The sequence below is a fragment of the Kitasatospora phosalacinea genome, from assembly GCF_030268885.1.
Classification (GTDB): domain Bacteria; phylum Actinomycetota; class Actinomycetes; order Streptomycetales; family Streptomycetaceae; genus Kitasatospora; species Kitasatospora phosalacinea_C.
In genome coordinates this window covers 145,656-162,847 of the sequence record NZ_BSSA01000004.1, presented here as the reverse complement: position 1 = coordinate 162,847, position 17,192 = coordinate 145,656, and the positions used below count along the sequence as shown (strand labels likewise).

The following is a 17,192-nucleotide window of genomic DNA, read 5'->3' as shown; positions in this document are numbered from 1 at the left end:
GCCGGAGTGCGCGCCGGGAGCGCGGACGGGACGCGGGGCGGCCGACCCCTGGACGCCTCGACGGTCTCAGCGGTCGCCCTGGGCGGTTTCGACGGCGCGGTGGAAGTCGTGGCCCGCTTCGGCGGCGGCGCAGGTGGTGGCGGTGAGGCAGCCGGCCAGGGCGAGGGCGGCGAGGGCGCGCAGGGCGCGGCGCGGGCGGCGCGGGGCGGGGGCGGCGAGCAGGGCGCGGACGCGGCGCGGCACGGGACCGGTGGTGGCGGCGGGGGCCAGGCGGGGGCGGGCGGCGGCCGGGGTGCGGGCGGCGGCCAGCGCGGCGCGGCCGATCGCGCGGGCGGTCAGGGCGCGGTCGCCGACCTCGGCGGCGGCGCACTCGTCGGCCCAGCGCTCCAGGTGGTAGCCGAGGGCGGTGCGCAGCGGCCGCAGCGCGGGGTGGCAGGCGGCGGCGTACTCGGCGGCGGCCAGCAGCAGGTGGTGGCGTCCGGCCAGGTGGGCGCGCTCGTGGGCGAGCAGGGCGGCGCGTTCGGGCCCGGTGAGGGCGGCGAGCATGCCGGTGGTGGCGACGATCCGGGGCGGGCGGCCGGGCAGGGCGTACGCGTCGGCCCGCTCGTCGGTGAGGACGGTCAGTGCGGGGACGGCCGGGCCGGGGCGGCGGACCAGGGCGCGCAGCCCGGCCGGGCCGTCGCCGGTGGCGGCCCGGGCGCGGCGCAGGTCGGCGTACTGGTGGCGGGCGGTGCGGGCGGCCAGCGCGGCGACGCCCAGCAGGGCGGTCGCGGCGAGGGCGGCGGTGGGCCCCCACTCCAGGCCGGAGAGCTCGCCGGGGTGCCAGTGCGCGGGGGAGAGGTGGGCCAGCGCGGCGCCGTAGGGCAGGTGCAGCAGGCCGGTGACGGCGAGCAGGGCGAGCGAGGCCAGGGTGGCGGTGCCGAGGGCGACGGCGGTGGCGGCCAGGGTGAGGGCGGCGGTGCGCGGGGCGAGCTGCTCGGCGACCCGGCGGGCGAGCGGGGCGGCCAGCAGCGGCAGCAGCAGCGGGGCCCAGACGGCGATCGTCACGGCTGTTCCCCGAGCAGGTCGCGCAGCAGGCGCTCGTCCTCGTCGGAGAGGTCGGAGACGAAGCGGGCCAGGACGGTGGAGCGGTCGCGGCCGCGGTCGAGCTCGGTGCGCATCCGGCGGGCGGCGAGGCCGTCGGCGTCCTGGACGGTGGGGGTGTAGGCGAAGCCGCGGCCCGCCCTGGTGCGGGCGAGGGTGCCCTTCTCGTGCAGCCTGGCGAGGATGGTGGCGACCGTGGTGCGGGCGAGGTCGGCGGCGAGGGCCTGCTGCACCTGCTGCGGGGTGAGCGGGCGGTCGGCGGCCCAGAGGACGGCCAGGACCTGGGCCTCCAGCTCGCCCGCGGGCCGGCGGGCGGGCGGGCCCGCCGCGGCGTCCGTCGCGCCGCCCGTCGTGTCGTCCGTCATGTCGCGCGGACCTCCGGGATTCGTCTACAGTCCTGTCGACGTCTACAGCACTGTAGACGCTGGGGTGCGCCCCCCGTGCGGACGCCCCCCAACGTAACGGGAGGTCCGCCAGCCTTGCCCCTGACCCCGCTCCCCGGAGCCGCGAGCGAACCGTTCAGCTCGTCCGTTCTGGTACATGTTGTCCCTGTGATCCCGAATGTTCATCCCCCCGCCCGCCTGCTCGCCTACGACGGCAGCGGCATCGACGGCGGCCTCTACACCCGGGTCACCGGGTGGGCCGCCTCGGCTCCGCACTGGTTCGACCAGCTCGTCAAGGAGTGGTCCGCGTTCGGCCTCGCGGTGTTCGCGCTGCTGATGGTGTGGGCCTGGTGGCGGGCCCGGGCCGCCGACCCGGTGGTGATGGCCCGGGTGCTGGCCGCACCGCTGGTCGTGGTGGCCGCCTACCTGGTGAACTCGGTGCTGAAGTCGCTGGTCGAGGAAGTCCGGCCGTGCCAGCAGATCCCCGCCACGGTGCCGCTGGAGGCCTGCCCGCCGCCGGGCGACTGGTCGTTCCCGAGCAACCACACGGTGGCCGCCTTCGCCGCCGCCACCGCGCTCTGGTACGCCGACCGCCGGCTCGGCTGGATCGGCCTGCTCGCCGCCGTGCTGATGGGCGCCTCCCGGGTCTGGGTCGGCGCGCACTACCCGCACGACGTGCTGGTCGCCGCGCTGGTCGGCGTCCTGGTCGCGGCCCCGCTCGCGCTGCTGGCCGGACGGGCCGCCCCGCTGGTCGACCGGCTGCGCGGCGGGCCGCTCGGCCCCGTCCTGGGGGCCGGAACGGCCTGACCGGGCGGGGCGCACCGGCCTCTTGTGCCGCCGCGCCGCGCAGCGGGAGCATGTGAGCCGGGCGGGGGAGGACTCCCCCGCCCGGCTCGCTTTTTCCTGCAGCTCCGCGGAGGGACGCGCCATGCCGTACCGACTCGACGTCATCCAGGGGAACTGGCCCGCGGACGAGCTCGGGAAGGGGGTGGAGGGCCTGCTCGCGGACAGCACGGTGCTCAGCCTGGCCACCGCCGGGCCCGAGCGCGGGCCGCACGCCAACCTGGCCTTCTACGCGTTCGACGGCGACCTGGTGCTGTACTTCGTCAGCGAGCGCTCCGCCCGGCACAGCCTGCACCTGGCCGAGGAGGCCAGGGCCGCCGCCACCGTCCACCTGCCGCCGCCCGCGTACGGCGAGCAGCTGCGCGGCATCCAGCTCACCGGCAGCGCGGGCGAGGCCTGGGGGCGGCAGGCCGAGGCGGCGCTGGCGGCCTACCGCGGCCGCTACCCGGCGTTCGCCGCCGACCCCGAGGCGGCCGCCCGGTTCCTGGCGGGGCGGGGCGCGGCCGCGCTGTACCGCTTCCAGGTGGAGGAGCTGACCGCGGTGGACGAGCCGCGGTTCGGGCGGCGCGAGTACCTGCACGCGCGCGTCCTGCGCTGAGGCCGCCCGGCGGCGCCGGGGCGGCCAGGTTGTATGGACAACTCTCGCGGGCGGTTCACCTCCGCGACGGGATCCCGACGACCGGCGGCCACCTCGGCGCCCGAGCCTGTCCGCATGAGAGTCATCGTCGTAGGAGCGGGCGTGCTGGGCACCATGCACGCCTGGCAGGCCGTCGAACGCGGCCACGAGGTCGTCCACCTGGAGCGCGAGAGCGAGGCCCGCGGCGCCTCCGTCCGCAACTTCGGCCTGGTTTGGGTCAGCGGACGGGCCGCCGGGGCGGAGCTGGACGTCGCCCTGCGCGCCCGCGAGCTGTGGGAGGGCATCGGCGCCCGCGTCCCCGGCCTGGGGTTCCGGCCCAACGGCTCCCTCACCCTGGCCCGCACCGCCGCCGAACTCGCCGTCGCCGAAGCCGCGTCGAAGCTCCCCGACGCCGCCGCCCGCGGCTACCGGCTGCTCGACGCCGACGAGGTCCGCGCCCTCAACCCCGCCCTGCGCGGCACCTACCTGGCCGGACTGCACTGCGCCCGGGACGCCGCCGTCGAACCCCGCACCGCCCAACCCGCCCTGCGCGCCGCGCTGGAGGCCACCGGCCGGTACGCCTTCCTGCCCGGGCGGGAGGTCCGCGACCTGGTCGGCGGACGGGCCGTCCGCGACGACCACGGCCAGCTGCACGAGGGCGACCTCGTCCTGCTGTGCACCGGCGCCTGGCTCGGCGGACTCGTCCGCGAACTCGCCCCCGACCTGCCGGTGCGGCGCGTCCGCCTCCAGATGATGCAGACCGACCCGCTCGGCGAGCCGCTCACCACCTCCGTCGCCGACGGCGACTCCTTCCGCTACTACCCCGCCTTCGCCGGCCCCGAGCTGGACGCCCTGCGGGCCGGACAGCCGCAGCCGCCGGTCGCCGAGCAGCACAGGATGCAACTGCTCCTGGTGCAGCGGCAGGACGGCTCGCTCACCGTCGGCGACACCCACGAGTACGACCAGCCCTTCGGCTTCGACGTGGTCGAGGACCCGTACGACCACCTCGCCGACGTCGCCGCGGGCCTGCTCGGCCGCCCGCTGCCCCGGGTCCGCCGCCGCTGGGCCGGCGTCTACGCCCAGTGCACCGACCCGGCGCTGGTCGTGCACCGGCAGCAACTCGCCGACGGCGCCTGGCTGGTGACCGGACCGGGCGGGCGCGGGATGACCTGCTCGCCCGCGATCGCCGCCGACACGGCGGACGCCGCGGGGCTGTGAACCGGGCCCGGACGGGCCCGCGACGAAACCCGCCACAACGATGAGGATGGACATGACCACGCACGACGTGACCCCGGACGTGACCCTGGTGGTGCTCGACATGGCGGGCACCACCGTCGTCGACGACGGGCTGGTGGAACTGGCCTTCGCCGCGGCCGCCCGTTCGCAGGGGGTGGAGACCGGGAGCCCCGAGCACGCCGGGATGCTGGCGCACGTCCGGGCCACCATGGGGGAGTCGAAGATCTCGGTCTTCCGGCACCTGTTCGGGGACGAGGAGCGTGCGCAGCGGGCCAACGCGGCCTTCGAGGCGGCGTACGAGGAGCAGGTCGACCAGGGGCGCTGCGCGGCGCTGCCCGGGGCGGCCGAGGCGATCGCCGAACTGCGCGGGCAGGGACGGAAGGTGGTGCTGACCACCGGGTTCGCGCGCAGCACCCAGGACCGGATCCTGGACGCGCTCGGCTGGCGGGAGGTCGCCGACCTGACGCTGTGCCCCGCCGACGCGGGCCGCGGCCGCCCCTACCCCGACCTGGCGCTCACCGCGCTGCTGCGCACCGGCACCGACTCGGTGCGGCAGGTCGCGGTGGCCGGGGACACCGGCTACGACATGCTCACCGGCGTCCGGGCCGGGGCCTCGGTGGTGGCCGGGGTGCTGACCGGTGCGCACGACGAGGCCCGGCTGCGGGCGGACGGCGCCACCCACGTGCTGGCCTCGGTCGCCGAACTGCCCGGCCTGCTGGCCGCCCGCTGACGGAGGCCGTCCGGCGGCCCCGGCGACGCCCCGGGGCCGCTCGGTGCTGGTCCGTGCCGTTCCTGCGTGCTTATCTGATGGCATGTTGCGGTCACTGCGTTCGCTCGGAGTGCTCACCCTCGGCCTGACGCTGCTCACCGGCTGCGGTTCCTCCGGCAACGGCGGCAGCGCCCCCTCCGGCACCGCCGGGACGACCAGCGGCAGCGCCGGGTCCGGCAGCCCGTCCCCCTCGCCCTCCCCGTCCCCGTCCCCGTCCCCGTCGCCGACCCCCAGCCCCACGCCGACCCCGAGCCCCAGCCCGACGCCGGCGCCGACCGGCCCCGCCCCGAGCGACGCCCAGCTCGTCGGGCAGCGGATCGTCTACTCCTACCCCGGCACCACCGTCCCCGACGCGCTGCTCCAGCGGGTGCGCCAGGGGCGGGTCGCCGGGGTGATCTTCTTCGCCGAGAACGTCGGCGCCGACGCGAGCGCCCTGCGCACCGCCGTCACCCGGCTGCGCGAGGCCGAGCAGCAGAGCCCCAGCCCGCGCCCGCTGCTGCTGATGACCGACCAGGAGGGCGGACTCGTCCGGCGGGTGCCCGGCGGGCCGGAGCAGTCCGCCAAGAACGTCGGCCGCTCCGCCGACCCGCTGGCCGCCGCCACCCGCACCGGCGGCGAGGCCGCCGCCGCGCTCCGGCAGTACGGCCTGAACCTCAACCTCGCGCCCGTGCTGGACGTCTACCGCACCCCCGGCGACTTCGCCGACTCCGCGCAGCGCTCCTACAGCACCGACCCCGCCGTCGTCGGCAGGCTCGGCTCCGCGTTCCTCAAGGCCCAGCAGGGCGCCGGGGTCGCCGCCACCGCCAAGCACTTCCCCGGCCTCGGCAGCGCCCCCGCGGGCGCCAACACCGACGAGCAGCCCGTCACCCTGAACACCTCCCTGGACCAGCTGCGCAACGTCGACGAACTGCCCTACCGGAGCGCGATCGCCGCGGGCAGCAAGCTGGTGATGCTCTCCTGGGCGATCTACCCCGCGCTCGACCCCGGCACCCCCGCCGGGATGTCCGGCACGATCGTCCGCAACGAACTCCGCTCCCGCCTCGGCTACCGGGGCGTCACCATCACCGACGCGCTGGAGGCCAAGGCGCTCGACCCGGTCGGCGGCACCGCGCAGCGCGCCCTCGCCGTCGCCCACGCGGGCGTCGACCTGCTGCTCTGCTCCGGCCGCGACGTCGCCCAGGGCGACAGCGCCGCGGCGGCGCTCGGCGCGGCGCTGGCCTCCGGCGCACTCGACCGGGCGGACTTCACCGCCTCCGCGAACCGGGTCGACGCGCTGCGGGCCTCGCTCAAGTAGCCGGTGGGGACGGCAGGTTGCCCCGGGCGGTTCGGGGCGGCCGGTCGCTCCGGGCGGGTCGGGCCCGGTGTCACACCAGGACGCGCAGCGCCGCCGTGAGCAGGAGCAGCGCCCCGAAGAGGGCCAGGGTGAGCCGCAACGCGGCCCGGTGGGGCGGAAGTTCGGGAGCGCGGACGGCCGGGGCGCAGGCCGGTCGGACGGGCCGGGGGCCGCGTGGGCGGGTGGCGGCCGGGGTCGCGGCGTCCTCGGGGTGCTCGGGCCAGTCGGGGGCGGTGCCGGTGGCCTCCCGGTACAGGGCGGCCAGGCGTCGGCGGGCGAGCGGGGTGGACGGCGGGTGGTGCGCCGGGTCGGGCCAGCGCAGCACGCGCAGGCGGCGGGCCGAGTCGGGGAAGCGGCGTTCGAAGGCGGCGAGTTCGTCGGGGCTCAGCGCCTCGTCCAGGTAGTTCCAGCGGCCGGACTCGTCCCACTGCCCGGTCGGGCGGTACGCGTCGGCGAGATGGCGGCGGACCGTCAGGTCGGTCGGGCGGCCGGAGAGCAGGCCGTGCAGCCGCCGCCGGGCCTGCGGGTGGCGGCCCGCCCGCAGCTCGGCCGCGGCCCTGGCCAGGGTGGATTCGACGCTCATGGCCAGGGATCGTCGCCGCCCGCCGGGGACCGGGTCAAGCCGGTTCCGGCGGGCCTGCGACCGGTCCGGGCGGAGCGGTGGGCGGTGGGGCGGTGGGTGGGGCGGTGCGCCGGTTCAGTGGGCCGGGGCGAGGTCGGCGGCGTCCGGGCGGGCGGCGTCCAGCCGGGCGGTGAGGAAGCGGGCGGCGCGGTCCAGGGCGGCGTCGGCCTCGTCGAGGCGGCCGAACTGCTGCTGGAAGACGTGCGGGAGGCCGGACTCCACTTCGAGGGTGACCGTGACGTCCTGCTCGGCCGCGCGGGCGGCCAGCCGGACCGCGTCGTCGAGCAGCAGTTCGTTCGACCCGACCTGGACGAGCAGCGGGGGCAGCCCGGTGAGGTCGGCGAACAGCGGGCTGGCCAGCGGGTTCGTCCGGTCGCCCGCACCGAGGTAGTGGTCGGCGTAGGCGCGGATGTCGTCCTCGGTGAAGATCGGGTCGGCCTCCTTCCGGGAGCGGTAGCTGGCCCCGCCGAGGGTGAGGTCGGTCCAGGGGGAGAAGAGGACCGCGGCGGCGGGCAGCGGCAGTCCGGCGCTGCGGGCGGAGAGCAGGGTGGCGAGGACCAGCCCGCCACCGGCGGAGTCACCGGCCAGCACGAGGCTCCGCGGGTCGGTGCCCGACTCCAGCAGTTCGCGGTAGGCCGCGAACCCGTCGTCGACGGCGGCGGGGAAGGGGTGCTCGGGGGCCAGCCGGTAGTCCGGCGAGACCGCGCGCAGCCCGGTGCGGCGGACCAGTTCGCCGATCAGTCCCGCGTGGGTGTCCGGCGATCCGACCACGTAGCCGCCGCCGTGCAGGAAGAGCAGTCGGCCGTGGTCGGCGGCGTCGGCCGGCTCCAGCTCCAGGGCCGGACGGCCGCCCAGGACGGTCCGGCGGACGGTCACGTCCTCCGCCGCGGGGCGGCCGACGCCGAGGGCGAAGCCGGTGCGCTGCTCCTCGGGGGTGGGCGGGGTCTCGGGGCGGGGGACGGAGCGGAGCAGGGCGTCCAGGGCTTCGCGCTGCTGACGGGACACGGGGGCCTCCCAAGGGGTTCGGTGTGCGAGGATTGATTCCTAGGAATCCATCTGCTGACCTGAACCATATTCCAGGGAAGAAGATTCCTGGGAATCCATTGGAGGAAATGTGAGCCACGTCACTCCGGTCCTCGTCGACCTGATCCGCGTCGAGACCCGGCTCTACAACGCGGTGAACGCCCGGCTGCGCGCCCAACAGGGCCTGGGACTGGGGCAGTTCGAGTTCCTGGAGATCATCGACCGGGTGCCCGGGTGCCGCGTCCTCGACCTCGTCGCCGAAGTCGCGATCACCGTGGGCGCCGTCAGCAAGGCGGTCGACCGGCTGGTGGAGGCGGGCTGGTGCCAGCGGGTGGCGAACCCCGAGGACCGCCGCTCCTCCGTCCTCCGCCTCACCCCCGAGGGCGAGGCCCAACTGGCCGCGGCCCGCCCCGTGGTGGAGGCCGAGACCGCCGCGCTGACCGCCTCGGTGCCCCCCGAGGAGCTGGCCCGCCTCGCGACGACCCTGGCCGCCCTCCGGGCCGAGCTGGAGGCGCACCAGGTGGGCTGAGCGTGAGCGCCGGGTGGGGCGGGGCGCGCGGTCGGCGTCAGGGCGCGGGGCGGAGGTTGAGCAGCACCACGCCGACGATCACCAGCGCGATCCCGCACCACTGCGGGCGGCCCAGCGACTCGCCGAAGAAGCAGGCGCCGATCGCCGCGACGGCCGCCGTCCCCGCGCCCGACCAGACCGCGTATGCGACCGAGACCGGGATGTGCTTCAGCGCCCGGCCCAGCAGGGCGAAGGACAGCACGTAGCCGACCGCGACCGCCAGGCTCGGCCACAGCCGGGAGAAGCCGTCGGTGAGCTTGAGCAGGCTGGTCGCGCAGACCTCGCTGGCGATCGCCAGGGCCAGCAGGACGTACGGCATCAGGGCGCGGCGGGGACGCTGAGGGCGGCGAGGAGGGGGAGGTCCGCCCGCTCCAGGCTGTCCAGCACGGTGGTGCCCGCGGCGGCCGGGATCGGGACGGCGGAGGGCACCGCCAGCACCGGGCAGCCCGCGGCCCGGGCCGAGGCCACGCCGGTCGGGGTGTCCTCGACGGCCACGCACACCGCCGGGGCCAGGCCCAGGCGGGCGGCGGCGGCCAGGTACGGGTCCGGGGCGGGCTTGGTGCGGGAGGTGTCCTCGGCGGCGAGGGTGGTGGTGAACCGGTGCGGGGCCAGGGCGTCCAGGACGAGGTCCACCACGCGGCGCGGGGAGGCCGAGACCAGGGCGGTCGGGACGTCCGCGGCGCGCAGCGCGGCGAGCAGGGCGAGGGCGCCGGGGCGCGGGACGGTCCGGGCCTCGACCTTGGCGGCGAAGGACTCGTTCAGGCGCTCCACCAGGTCGGCCTCGGGGCGGGCGGTGCGACTGCTGCGGTGCAGGTGGGCGGCGGTGTGCTCGACGGCCCGGCCCAGGACGTCCGGGAGGTCCTCGTCGGTGAGGGTCAGGTCGAGTTCGGCGGCGAGTTCGGCCGCGGCCTGCCACCACAGGTGCTCGGTGTCGACCAGGGTGCCGTCCATGTCGAAGAGGACGGCGGCGGGGCGGGGTGCAGGCATGGCGGTACCTTACGGGGTTCTTCGGGCGTTCCGGGCGGGTGGACGGCGGGTGCGACTGGTCGGTGGTGGGCGGGTTCCGGGTCGGCTCCTTCCGCTGCGCGCAGTTCCCCGCGCCCCTGGCGGGGCGGGTGAGGGAATCCCCGGTGGGGTGGGAGGAGGAGGGCTGGGCGGGGTCAGGGGTGGGGGGTGGGGGCCCGGTCGACGAGGACGGGGCGGTCGGGGAGGGTGAGGGTGGCGGGGGAGCCGAGGGGGAGGGTGGTGGCGGCTTCGGTGGGGAGGTCGGACTTGACCTCGGTGCCGTCGGGGAGGCGGACGGTGAGGCGGGTGACGGCGCCGAGGAAGGCGGCGGCGACGACCAGGGCGGGGCCCTCCGCGGCGGGGGCGAGCCGGACGTGCTCGGGGCGGACCAGGACGTGCAGCGGGCCGTCGGCGGGGAGGGTGCCGTCCACGGGGTGGCGGCGGCCGAGGACCTCGACGTGGCCGTCGGCGGTGCGGGTGCACGGCAGGCGGCTCATGGTGCCGACGAACTCGGCGACGAACGCGGTGGCCGGGCGGGAGTACAACTCCGAAGGGGCGGCGCACTGTTCGAGGCGCCCGGCGCGCAGGACGGCGACCCGGTCGGCCATCGAGAGGGCCTCCTCCTGGTCGTGGGTGACGAACAGGGTGGTGATGCCGAGCTCCTGCTGCAGGCGGCGGATCTCCTCGCGCAGCACGAGCCGGACCTTCGCGTCGAGGGCGGAGAGCGGCTCGTCGAGGAGCAGGACGCGCGGCTGCAGGGCGAGCGCGCGGGCCAGCGCGATGCGCTGCTGCTGGCCGCCGGACATCTGGTGCGGATAGTGCGCGGCGCGCTGCGGCAGGCCGACGAGTTCCAGCAACTCCTGCGCGCGGCGCAGTCGTTCGGCCTTGCCGACCCCGCGCATCCGCAGGCCGAAGGCGACGTTGTCGGCGGCGGTCAGGTGCGGGAAGAGGCTGTAGGACTGGAAGACCATGCCGGCGTCGCGGCGGTGCGCGGGGACACGGGTGATGTCCTCGCCGTCGACCAGGACCTCGCCGGAGTCGTGGGTCTCGAACCCGGCGAGGATCCGCAGCGCGGTGGTCTTGCCGCAGCCGGACGGGCCGAGCAGGGCGAGCAGTTCGCCGGGCCGGACGGTCAGGTCGAGGCCGTCCAGGGCGGTGGTGGCGCCGAACTTCCGCCGCAGCGAACGGAATTCGACGGTGGCGCCGCCCAGGGCGGCGTCCGTGGCGAGGGGGGTGGTGGCGGTGCTCATGGGTGGCGGTCTCCGTGGGCGGTTCAGGCAGTGGCGGTCTTGTGGCGGCGCTCGCGGCCGGCGGCGGCCAGCAGGAGCAGCAGCACCCAGGTGATCAGCAGGCTGAGCACGGACACCGCGACGGACATCTGGCCCCGGCTGTTGCCGACCGAGTAGATCCAGACCGCGAAGGGCTGGTAGCCGAGGATCGAGGCGGTGGTGAACTCGCCCAGCACCAGGGCCAGGGTCAGGAAGGCGGCGTTCAGCAGCGCGCCGCGCAGGTTCGGCACGACCACCGAGAGCACGGCCCGCGGCCAGCTCGCGCCGCAGTTGCGGGCGGCCTCGACCAGGGTGCGCACGTCCACGGCGCGCAGCCCCGAGTCCAGGGCGCGGTGGGCCAGCGGCAGGGCCATCAGGACGTACGCGACGACCAGGACCAGCGGGAACTCCGGCTGCTGGACGAACACGAAGGTCTGGAAGAACGGCGTGTCCATCAGGTGGTCGGGGCCCCAGCGCAGCACGCCGATCAGGCCGGCGGTCAGCGCGACCGGCGGCACCACCAGCGGCAGGGTGCAGACCACTTCGAGCACCGGGCGGAGCCTCGGCGCGCCGAGCCGGACCGCGATCATCGCGGGCACCAGCAGGAGCAGCAGCACCACGACGGTGACGGCGGCCAGCTCCAGGGTCAGCACCAGGCTGTCGGTGAAGCCGGGGGCGGAGAGCAGCCCGGTGTAGGCGTCGAAGGAGATGCCGTCGACGTCGTCGACCGAGAACCAGACCGAGGCGGCCATCGGGACCAGGAAGTACAGGCCGGCCAGCAGCAGGACGGCGCCGCGCCAGAGCCGCAGGCGGGAGATCAGCTGAGCCATCGGGCACTCCGGCGCTGGAGGGGCAGGTAGACGGCCATCACCAGGGCGGCGACGACGATCATGTCGAGGCTGAGCGCCAGCGCCAGGTTGCCCTGGCCGACCAGCACGTTGCCGGACAGCGCGTCGGCGATCTGGCGGCTGATCAGCGGCACGGTCGCGCCGACCATCGCGGCGGCGGTGGCGTACGCGGCGAACGCCGAGCCGAACAGCAGCACGAAGCCGCCGAGCAGCGAGGGGAACAGGACCGGCAGCGCGACGTACCGCCAGTACTGCAGGGTGGTGGCCCGGTTGTTGCGGGCGGCCTCGCGCCACTGCAGGCGCAGGCCCTCCAGGGCGGGGGTGATGGTGAGCACCATCAGCGGCACCAGGAAGTACAGGTAGGTGACGGTCAGGCCGGTGAAGCTGTACAGCGACCAGCCGTGGTCGGTCAGGTGGAAGAGCTTGGTCAGCTCGCCCGCGTTGCCGAGGGTCGCGACGAAGGCGAACGCCAGCGGCAGGCCGCCGAAGTTGGCGAGCACGCCGGAGGCGGTCAGCACCGCCTCGCGCAGCAGCCGGAACCGGGAGGTCAGCACCGCCTGGGCTACCGGGACGCCGAGCACGGTGCCGATCAGCGCGGTCAGCGCGGACAGCTTCAGGCTGGAGAGCAGCGCCGTCCAGTACGCGCCCTGCACCGAGTCGGTGAGGTTGGCGGTGGTGAACGAGCCGGCGCCGGTCTCCGCGTCGCTGGAGACGGTGAACGCGCCGGTGAGGATGGCGACGGCGGGCAGGCCGAAGCCGACCAGGAAGAAGGCCAGCAGCGGCACGGTGGCCAGCCAGGCGCCGCCGCGCGGGCGGCGCCCCGCCCGGGGCCGGGCGGTGGGGGGTGCGGTGGCGGTGCCGGGGGCGCCCGGGCCGCCGCTGGGGTCAGCGGCGGCCGGGGCCGGCACCGGGGTGGGGGCCGTGGTCATGTCGGTGATCAGCCCGCGATGGCCTTGGCCCAGTTGTCGGTCAGCACCTTCTTGGCCGCGTCGACCTGCTCCGAGCTCGGGAAGGTGGTGAACGGCTTCTCGACGGTCGGCAGCTTGGCCGCGGCGGTGGCGTCCAGGGTGCCGTCCGCCTTCATCGCGTCGAACAGCGCCGGGGTGGCGTAGCCGCCCAGGAAGCCGTTCTGGCCCTCGGCCGAGTACAGGTACTCCATCCACAGGCGGGCGGCCGCCGGGTGCGGGGCGTCCTTGTTGATCGCCTGGTTGTAGTACTGGGCGTAGGAGCCGTCGGAGGGGACGGACACCTGCCAGTCGATGCCCTTGCCCTTGAACTCGTCGGTGTAGCCCGCGTTCAGGTACGACCAGTCGATCGAGATCGGGGTCTCGCCCTTCTCGATGGTGGCCGGGGTCGACTCGACCGGGTTGAAGTTGCCGGACTGCTTCAGCTTGGCGAAGAAGTCGATGCCGGGCTGGATGTTGTCCAGCGAGCCGCCGTTGGCCAGCGCGGCCGCGTACACGCCGCCGAACGCCGAACCGGACTTGGTCGGGTTGCCGTTCAGCGCGACCTGGCCCTTGTACTCGGGCTTGAGCAGGTCGGCGAAGGTCTTCGGGCAGACCGCGACCTTCTTGGCGTCGCAGCCGATCGACACGTAGCCGCCGTAGTCGTTGACCCGCAGGCCGGCCGGGTCCTTCATGGTGGCCGGGACCTTGTCGAAGGAGGCCACCTTGTACGGGGCGAGCAGGCCCTCCTTGGCGGCGGACAGCGCGAACGCCGAGCCCAGGTCGACGGTGTCGGGGGCGCGGTCCTGGCCCTTGCGGGACTTGATCGCGTTGATCTCGTCCTGGCTGGAGCCGTCCGGGTTCTCGTCCTCGATCTCGATGCCGTACTTCGCCTTGAAGTCGTCCATCAGCTTGCCGTAGTTGGCCCAGTCGCGCGGGAGGGTGATGACGTGCAGCTTGCCCTCCTTCTTCGCGGCGGCCACCAGGCCGTCCAGGCCGCCGAAGTCGGCCAGCGAGGTGGCGGTCCGCGCGTCCACCGTGCCGCCCCCGGCCTTGGCGGCCTCACCGGACTTGGCGGTCGAGCCGGCGGAACCGCAGGCGGAGAGGGAGAGCGCGGCAGCGGTCAGCACGGCCGCGAGGGCGGCGGCGCGGTGGCGGTGCACGGTCACGGGAGGGTCTCCTGGAGGAAGGGGAGCTGCAGAGGTCACGAGGAAGGTCGTGCGAGGGTGTTCGGTCCGCGGCGAGGCCGGTTGTCCGGCCAAGTTGGCCAGCCAACTTCCGTCGCCGGAAGCAAGTACGCCCGAGGCCGGTGACGGGAAGGTGAACGGACGGCCCAGGACGGGGGTCGGCTGCGGGAACGGTCGCGCCCGGGACCGGGCCCCCTCCGGGCAGCGGCTACAGTCAGTGGTGTACGCGCGGTCACGCGCAGGACACGGCCCAATCTCCTTACCAGGCAAGGGAACTCGACGCACGTGGCACTCGACCAGGACCGCGCCGCCGGCTCGCTCTACCGCAAGGTGGCCGCCGACCTGCGCGAGGCGATCACCTCCGGCTCGTTCGGCGAGGCCGGACGCCTGCCCGCGGAGGGCGCCCTCGCCGAGCAGTACGGCGTCTCCCGCGGCACCGTCCGGCAGGCGCTCGCCCTGCTGCGCGCCGACGGGCTGGTCACCTCCCGCCGCGGCACCCGCCGGGTCGTGCTCGGCAGCGCCCGCGTCCAGTCCTTCTCCGAACTGCTCTCCTTCACCCACTGGGCCCGCTCGATGGGCGAGGAGCCCGGCGGCCGGCTCGAATCGCTGGTCCGCCGCCCCGCCGACGCCGCCGAACGCGAACAGCTGCGCCTCGAACCCGGCACCGAGGTCTACGTCACGCTGCGGCTGCGCACCCTCTCCGGCACCCCCGTGATGGTCGAGCGCACCGTCTACCCGCCCCGGGTCGGCGAGTTGGTCGCCCAGCTGCCGCCCGACGTGGTCTCGCACACCGAACCCCTGCGCGAGCACGGCATCCTGTTCACCGACGCCGACCACACCATCGACGTGGTCACCGCCAGCGCCGACGACGCCCGCCTGCTCTCCTGCCGCCGCGGCAGCCCCCTGCTGCGCGAGAAGCGCCGCACCACCGACCCCACCGGCACCCCCGTCGAGTGGTCCCAGGACCGCTACCTGCCCGGCACCGTCGCCTTCTCCATCCACAACTCGCTGGCCTCGTCGGCCCTTTCGCGGCACGCCAGGGACGAGGACTGAAAACCGGATGACCCGGCGCCCGCCGGTGGCGAGAATCGCCGGATGAGCGACATCACGCGCATCGACCAGCCGGAACTCCACCCCACCGCCGGGTACGCGCACATCACGGTGGTGGAGGCCGGGCGCACCGCCCACCTGGCCGGGCAGTGCCCGCTGGACGCGGACGAGAAGCTGGTCGGCGCGGGAGACCTGGACGCCCAGATCGACCAGGTGGTGGCCAACGCGATGACGGCGCTGGCCGCGATCGGCGTCGGGCCGGAGCGGGTGGTGCGGTCGGTGGTCTACGTGGTCAGCGACCGCAGCGAGGTGCTCGGCGGAGCCTGGCGGCGCCTGACCGCCTCCCCGCTCGGGCCCGCCTTCGGCACCGCCTCCACCCTGCTCGGGGTCGCGGCGCTCGGCTACTCCGGGCAGCTGGTCGAGGTCGACCTGACGGCGGCGCTGCCCTGAGGCCCCGCCCCGCCGGGCTTCCGCCGGGGCCACCCCGGCCTGCTGCCCTGGGCCGTGTCGAACCGGGGCGACCTCCTGCTGTGGACCACCGATCCGGCGGGGCCCCGGGAGTGGACGGTCACCGTCGCCTCCCGGAGCTCCGCGTGGTGGCACTGCACCGGCGGGGCCGTCCAGTTCCTGGCCGACCTGGTCGGCGGTGCGGTGGAACCGTGGGCCCTGCCCCGGGTCCGGCCCACGGCCGAGGAGTGGTGAACCCCGGCAAACCCTGGCGGGCGGCCGCCGCTCAGCGCATCAACTCCCGGAGCATCGGCCGGAACTCGGCGAAGGTGGGGGTGGCGGCGGACGGGTCCTTGGCGGCCTCGTCCCAGCGGCGGACGGCCACCGCGTCGGCGCTGAACGGGTGGGCGGCGAAGGCGGCCGCCTCGTCCGGGGACATCGGGCCGCCCTGCAGGGCCAGGGTGTGGACGGAGGCGGGGGAGAGCAGGTCGGCGTAGCCGGGTTCGGCGGTGCACAGGTAGCGCTTGGCGTCGACGTGCAGGCGGACCGGCTCGGTGACGGCGGGCGGGAAGTGCGGGGCCAGCCGGGCGGCGGCGGTGGCACCGTGGCGGTTGTCGGTGCCGGCCATCAACTCCCTTCCGCTGCCCCGGAAGTGGCCGACGTCGTGCAGCAGCGCGGCGGCCACCAGGGCGGGCGGGGCGCCCGCCGCGCGGGCCAGGGTGGCGGCCTGCAGCATGTGCGCGGCCAGGGTGACGGCCTCGCCCAGGTACTCGGCGGAGCCCTCGCCCGCGAACAGCGCCTCCAGCTCGTCCAGCACGGCGGTGGTGCGGCGCAGCACCGCCAGGGTGGAGGAGAGCGCGTCCAGGTCGGCGTAGCAGCCCTGCAGGTGGCGGTGGCCGGTGCCCTCCCGGGTGGCGCCGCCGGGTTCGAAGGCGGTGCGGGCGTGCAGCAGGCGGGTGTTGTCGAGGAGCAGGCAGTCGCCGGGGCCGAGCCGGAAGTCCAGCCGCAGCTCCGGGCGCAGGGTGATCGCGGCGAAGCGGCGGTAGGCGGCGTAGAAGGCGTCCAGCTCGGCGGGGGCCAGGCCGTGCGGCGACCCGGCGGAGCGGTTGTTGAAGCGGACCTCGCGGATCGCGCCGCGCGGGTCGAGGCCGATCAGCGGTCGCTCGGCGGAGAGTTCGGTGCCCCGGTCGCGGTAGCGGAACGGCACCGGCGTGCGGGCCAGCAGGTCGAACGCGGCCGGGTCCTGCTCGCGCAGCAGCGCGGCCGCCCGGAACCCGTCGACCAGCCCGGAGTCGCCGCCCGCGCCGTCGTTGCGCAGGCAGTGCAGCAGTTGCAGGGTGGGCACCGGGTCGCGGTACGGGTTGTCGGTGTGCGGGGCGATGGCGCGGCCGGTGAACGCCAGGTTCGCCGGGTCGGGCTCCACCCGGACGTCGAACAGCTCGCCGTAGTTGGTCTCCCGGACGAATCCGAAGCTCCGTGCCACCCGCAGCACCTGGCCCTCCTCGGCCGGGACGCCGCGCAGCAGCGCGAACCCCGAGCGGCGGACGGCGGCCAGCACCGCGATCCGCTCCTCCGGGTCGGCCAGGTACGCCGACCAGTCGGCCTCGGGCAGGCCGCGGGCGAAGTCGGCGGCCTCCCACAGCCGTTTGGCGTGCTCGGTGCGCTCGTCCGGCCCGGCGGGGGCGTCCCACCCGGTCGGGTAGTGCGAGCGGTGGCCGTCGGACCAGCGCACCGCCAGCCCGGTGGCGTCCCGGGTCGCCTCGACGGCGGACAGGCCCTCCGGCAGGTCGCCGATCTGGAACAGCTTCTGCCCGCCGCGCGGGTCGCGGCACTCGGAGCACGGGCAGTTGTCGCGCAGCCAGTACGGGTGGGGCACGGACATCGGGGGCAGCCTCCAGTTGTACAGCCAACTTTTCGGGGCTGCCCAGCCAAGACCCCCCGAACGTCCACCACCCGCCCGCCCGGTG

The 17,192-nt window shown here is 75.7% G+C and carries 20 protein-coding genes; 9 read left to right on the top strand and 11 right to left on the bottom strand.

From position 1 onward, the window contains the following. Positions 1-66 precede the first annotated feature (66 nt). Positions 67-1,047: a M56 family metallopeptidase gene (locus QSK52_RS08620; protein WP_285735327.1), complete on the bottom strand. Its 981-nt coding sequence runs from the start codon at positions 1,045-1,047 to the stop codon at positions 67-69. Further along, positions 1,044-1,448 (bottom strand): BlaI/MecI/CopY family transcriptional regulator, encoded by a 405-nt coding sequence (locus QSK52_RS08615; protein ID WP_285735326.1) that lies wholly within the window; start codon positions 1,446-1,448, stop codon positions 1,044-1,046. The genes QSK52_RS08620 and QSK52_RS08615 overlap by 4 nt, the downstream gene beginning before the upstream one ends. Positions 1,449-1,634: 186 nt before the next feature. Here QSK52_RS08615 and QSK52_RS08610 point away from each other — a divergent pair, with 186 nt between their 5' ends. From QSK52_RS08610 to QSK52_RS08590, 5 genes are all read left to right on the top strand, one after another. Beyond that, positions 1,635-2,273: a phosphatase PAP2 family protein gene (locus tag QSK52_RS08610; protein ID WP_285735325.1), complete on the top strand. Its 639-nt coding sequence runs from the start codon at positions 1,635-1,637 to the stop codon at positions 2,271-2,273. Positions 2,274-2,394: 121 nt separating this feature from the next. Then, positions 2,395-2,907, top strand: a complete 513-nt coding sequence (locus tag QSK52_RS08605) for a pyridoxamine 5'-phosphate oxidase family protein (protein WP_285735324.1) — start codon at positions 2,395-2,397, stop codon at positions 2,905-2,907. Positions 2,908-3,021: 114 nt separating this feature from the next. Next, entirely contained in the window at positions 3,022-4,143 is a 1,122-nt protein-coding gene (locus QSK52_RS08600; RefSeq protein ID WP_285735323.1) for a TIGR03364 family FAD-dependent oxidoreductase, read from the top strand. Positions 4,144-4,189: 46 nt separating this feature from the next. Further along, positions 4,190-4,891, top strand: a complete 702-nt coding sequence (locus tag QSK52_RS08595; protein ID WP_285735322.1) for a phosphonatase-like hydrolase — start codon at positions 4,190-4,192, stop codon at positions 4,889-4,891. 82 nt (positions 4,892-4,973) lie between these two features. Beyond that, positions 4,974-6,224 (top strand): glycoside hydrolase family 3 N-terminal domain-containing protein, encoded by a 1,251-nt coding sequence (locus QSK52_RS08590; RefSeq protein ID WP_285735321.1) that lies wholly within the window; start codon positions 4,974-4,976, stop codon positions 6,222-6,224. A 70-nt stretch (positions 6,225-6,294) separates the two neighbouring features. Here QSK52_RS08590 and QSK52_RS08585 read toward each other — a convergent pair whose 3' ends face one another. Together QSK52_RS08585 and QSK52_RS08580 are read right to left on the bottom strand one after the other, a co-directional pair. Further along, positions 6,295-6,846: a DUF6584 family protein gene (locus QSK52_RS08585; RefSeq protein WP_285735320.1), complete on the bottom strand. Its 552-nt coding sequence runs from the start codon at positions 6,844-6,846 to the stop codon at positions 6,295-6,297. Positions 6,847-6,960: 114 nt separating this feature from the next. Next, complete coding sequence (locus QSK52_RS08580) at positions 6,961-7,890, bottom strand: alpha/beta hydrolase (protein ID WP_285735319.1); 930 nt, start codon at positions 7,888-7,890, stop codon at positions 6,961-6,963. A gap of 109 nt (positions 7,891-7,999) precedes the next feature. Here QSK52_RS08580 and QSK52_RS08575 point away from each other — a divergent pair, with 109 nt between their 5' ends. Then, entirely contained in the window at positions 8,000-8,437 is a 438-nt protein-coding gene (locus QSK52_RS08575; protein ID WP_285735318.1) for a MarR family winged helix-turn-helix transcriptional regulator, read from the top strand. Positions 8,438-8,474: 37 nt separating this feature from the next. Here QSK52_RS08575 and QSK52_RS08570 read toward each other — a convergent pair whose 3' ends face one another. The 6 genes from QSK52_RS08570 to QSK52_RS08545 form a co-directional block, all read right to left on the bottom strand. Beyond that, positions 8,475-8,795, bottom strand: a complete 321-nt coding sequence (locus QSK52_RS08570) for a DMT family transporter (RefSeq protein ID WP_285735317.1) — start codon at positions 8,793-8,795, stop codon at positions 8,475-8,477. Beyond that, on the bottom strand, positions 8,795-9,463 hold the full coding sequence (locus QSK52_RS08565) for an HAD family hydrolase (RefSeq protein ID WP_285735316.1): 669 nt from the start codon (positions 9,461-9,463) through the stop codon (positions 8,795-8,797). Before QSK52_RS08565 ends, QSK52_RS08570 begins: the two co-directional genes overlap by 1 nt. Before the next feature lie 173 nt (positions 9,464-9,636). Next, the gene (locus QSK52_RS08560) at positions 9,637-10,731 is read right to left on the bottom strand and encodes an ABC transporter ATP-binding protein (RefSeq protein ID WP_285735315.1); all 1,095 of its coding nucleotides are present in this window, start codon (positions 10,729-10,731) and stop codon (positions 9,637-9,639) included. Between the two features lie 23 nt (positions 10,732-10,754). Then, complete coding sequence (locus QSK52_RS08555; RefSeq protein ID WP_285735314.1) at positions 10,755-11,579, bottom strand: ABC transporter permease; 825 nt, start codon at positions 11,577-11,579, stop codon at positions 10,755-10,757. Beyond that, positions 11,567-12,526: an ABC transporter permease gene (locus QSK52_RS08550; RefSeq protein ID WP_285735313.1), complete on the bottom strand. Its 960-nt coding sequence runs from the start codon at positions 12,524-12,526 to the stop codon at positions 11,567-11,569. Before QSK52_RS08550 ends, QSK52_RS08555 begins: the two co-directional genes overlap by 13 nt. An 8-nt stretch (positions 12,527-12,534) precedes the next feature. Further along, a complete protein-coding gene (locus QSK52_RS08545; protein ID WP_285735312.1) occupies positions 12,535-13,710 on the bottom strand; it encodes an ABC transporter substrate-binding protein in 1,176 nt (391 codons plus the stop codon). Positions 13,711-14,013: 303 nt separating this feature from the next. On the opposite strand from QSK52_RS08545, the gene QSK52_RS08540 reads away from it, so the two are divergent. The 3 genes from QSK52_RS08540 to QSK52_RS08530 are packed head-to-tail and all read left to right on the top strand — an operon-like array spanning position 14,014 to position 15,480. Next, entirely contained in the window at positions 14,014-14,781 is a 768-nt protein-coding gene (locus QSK52_RS08540) for a GntR family transcriptional regulator (RefSeq protein WP_285735311.1), read from the top strand. 42 nt (positions 14,782-14,823) lie between these two features. Beyond that, positions 14,824-15,228 (top strand): RidA family protein, encoded by a 405-nt coding sequence (locus tag QSK52_RS08535; protein WP_285735310.1) that lies wholly within the window; start codon positions 14,824-14,826, stop codon positions 15,226-15,228. 54 nt (positions 15,229-15,282) lie between these two features. Continuing rightward, positions 15,283-15,480, top strand: coding sequence for a hypothetical protein (locus tag QSK52_RS08530; RefSeq protein WP_285735309.1), 198 nt, complete (start codon positions 15,283-15,285; stop codon positions 15,478-15,480). A gap of 31 nt (positions 15,481-15,511) precedes the next feature. Here QSK52_RS08530 and tmpA read toward each other — a convergent pair whose 3' ends face one another. After that, on the bottom strand, positions 15,512-17,107 hold the full coding sequence (tmpA, locus tag QSK52_RS08525) for a 2-trimethylaminoethylphosphonate dioxygenase (protein WP_285735308.1): 1,596 nt from the start codon (positions 17,105-17,107) through the stop codon (positions 15,512-15,514). Positions 17,108-17,192 lie beyond the last annotated feature (85 nt).

Bases quoted from the DNA above. Each gene is read 5' to 3' on its own strand.
- QSK52_RS08615 (WP_285735326.1), bottom strand. From the start codon at position 1,448: ATGACGGACGACACGACGGGCGGCGCGACGGACGCCGCGGCGGGCCCG.
- QSK52_RS08605 (WP_285735324.1), top strand. From the start codon at position 2,395: ATGCCGTACCGACTCGACGTCATCCAGGGGAACTGGCCCGCGGACGAG.
- QSK52_RS08600 (WP_285735323.1), top strand. From the start codon at position 3,022: ATGAGAGTCATCGTCGTAGGAGCGGGCGTGCTGGGCACCATGCACGCC.
- QSK52_RS08595 (WP_285735322.1), top strand. From the start codon at position 4,190: ATGGACATGACCACGCACGACGTGACCCCGGACGTGACCCTGGTGGTG.
- QSK52_RS08590 (WP_285735321.1), top strand. From the start codon at position 4,974: ATGTTGCGGTCACTGCGTTCGCTCGGAGTGCTCACCCTCGGCCTGACG.
- QSK52_RS08585 (WP_285735320.1), bottom strand. From the start codon at position 6,846: ATGAGCGTCGAATCCACCCTGGCCAGGGCCGCGGCCGAGCTGCGGGCG.
- QSK52_RS08570 (WP_285735317.1), bottom strand. From the start codon at position 8,795: ATGCCGTACGTCCTGCTGGCCCTGGCGATCGCCAGCGAGGTCTGCGCG.
- QSK52_RS08565 (WP_285735316.1), bottom strand. From the start codon at position 9,463: ATGCCTGCACCCCGCCCCGCCGCCGTCCTCTTCGACATGGACGGCACC.
- QSK52_RS08560 (WP_285735315.1), bottom strand. From the start codon at position 10,731: ATGAGCACCGCCACCACCCCCCTCGCCACGGACGCCGCCCTGGGCGGC.
- QSK52_RS08555 (WP_285735314.1), bottom strand. From the start codon at position 11,579: ATGGCTCAGCTGATCTCCCGCCTGCGGCTCTGGCGCGGCGCCGTCCTG.
- QSK52_RS08550 (WP_285735313.1), bottom strand. From the start codon at position 12,526: ATGACCACGGCCCCCACCCCGGTGCCGGCCCCGGCCGCCGCTGACCCC.
- QSK52_RS08535 (WP_285735310.1), top strand. From the start codon at position 14,824: ATGAGCGACATCACGCGCATCGACCAGCCGGAACTCCACCCCACCGCC.
- tmpA (WP_285735308.1), bottom strand. From the start codon at position 17,107: ATGTCCGTGCCCCACCCGTACTGGCTGCGCGACAACTGCCCGTGCTCC.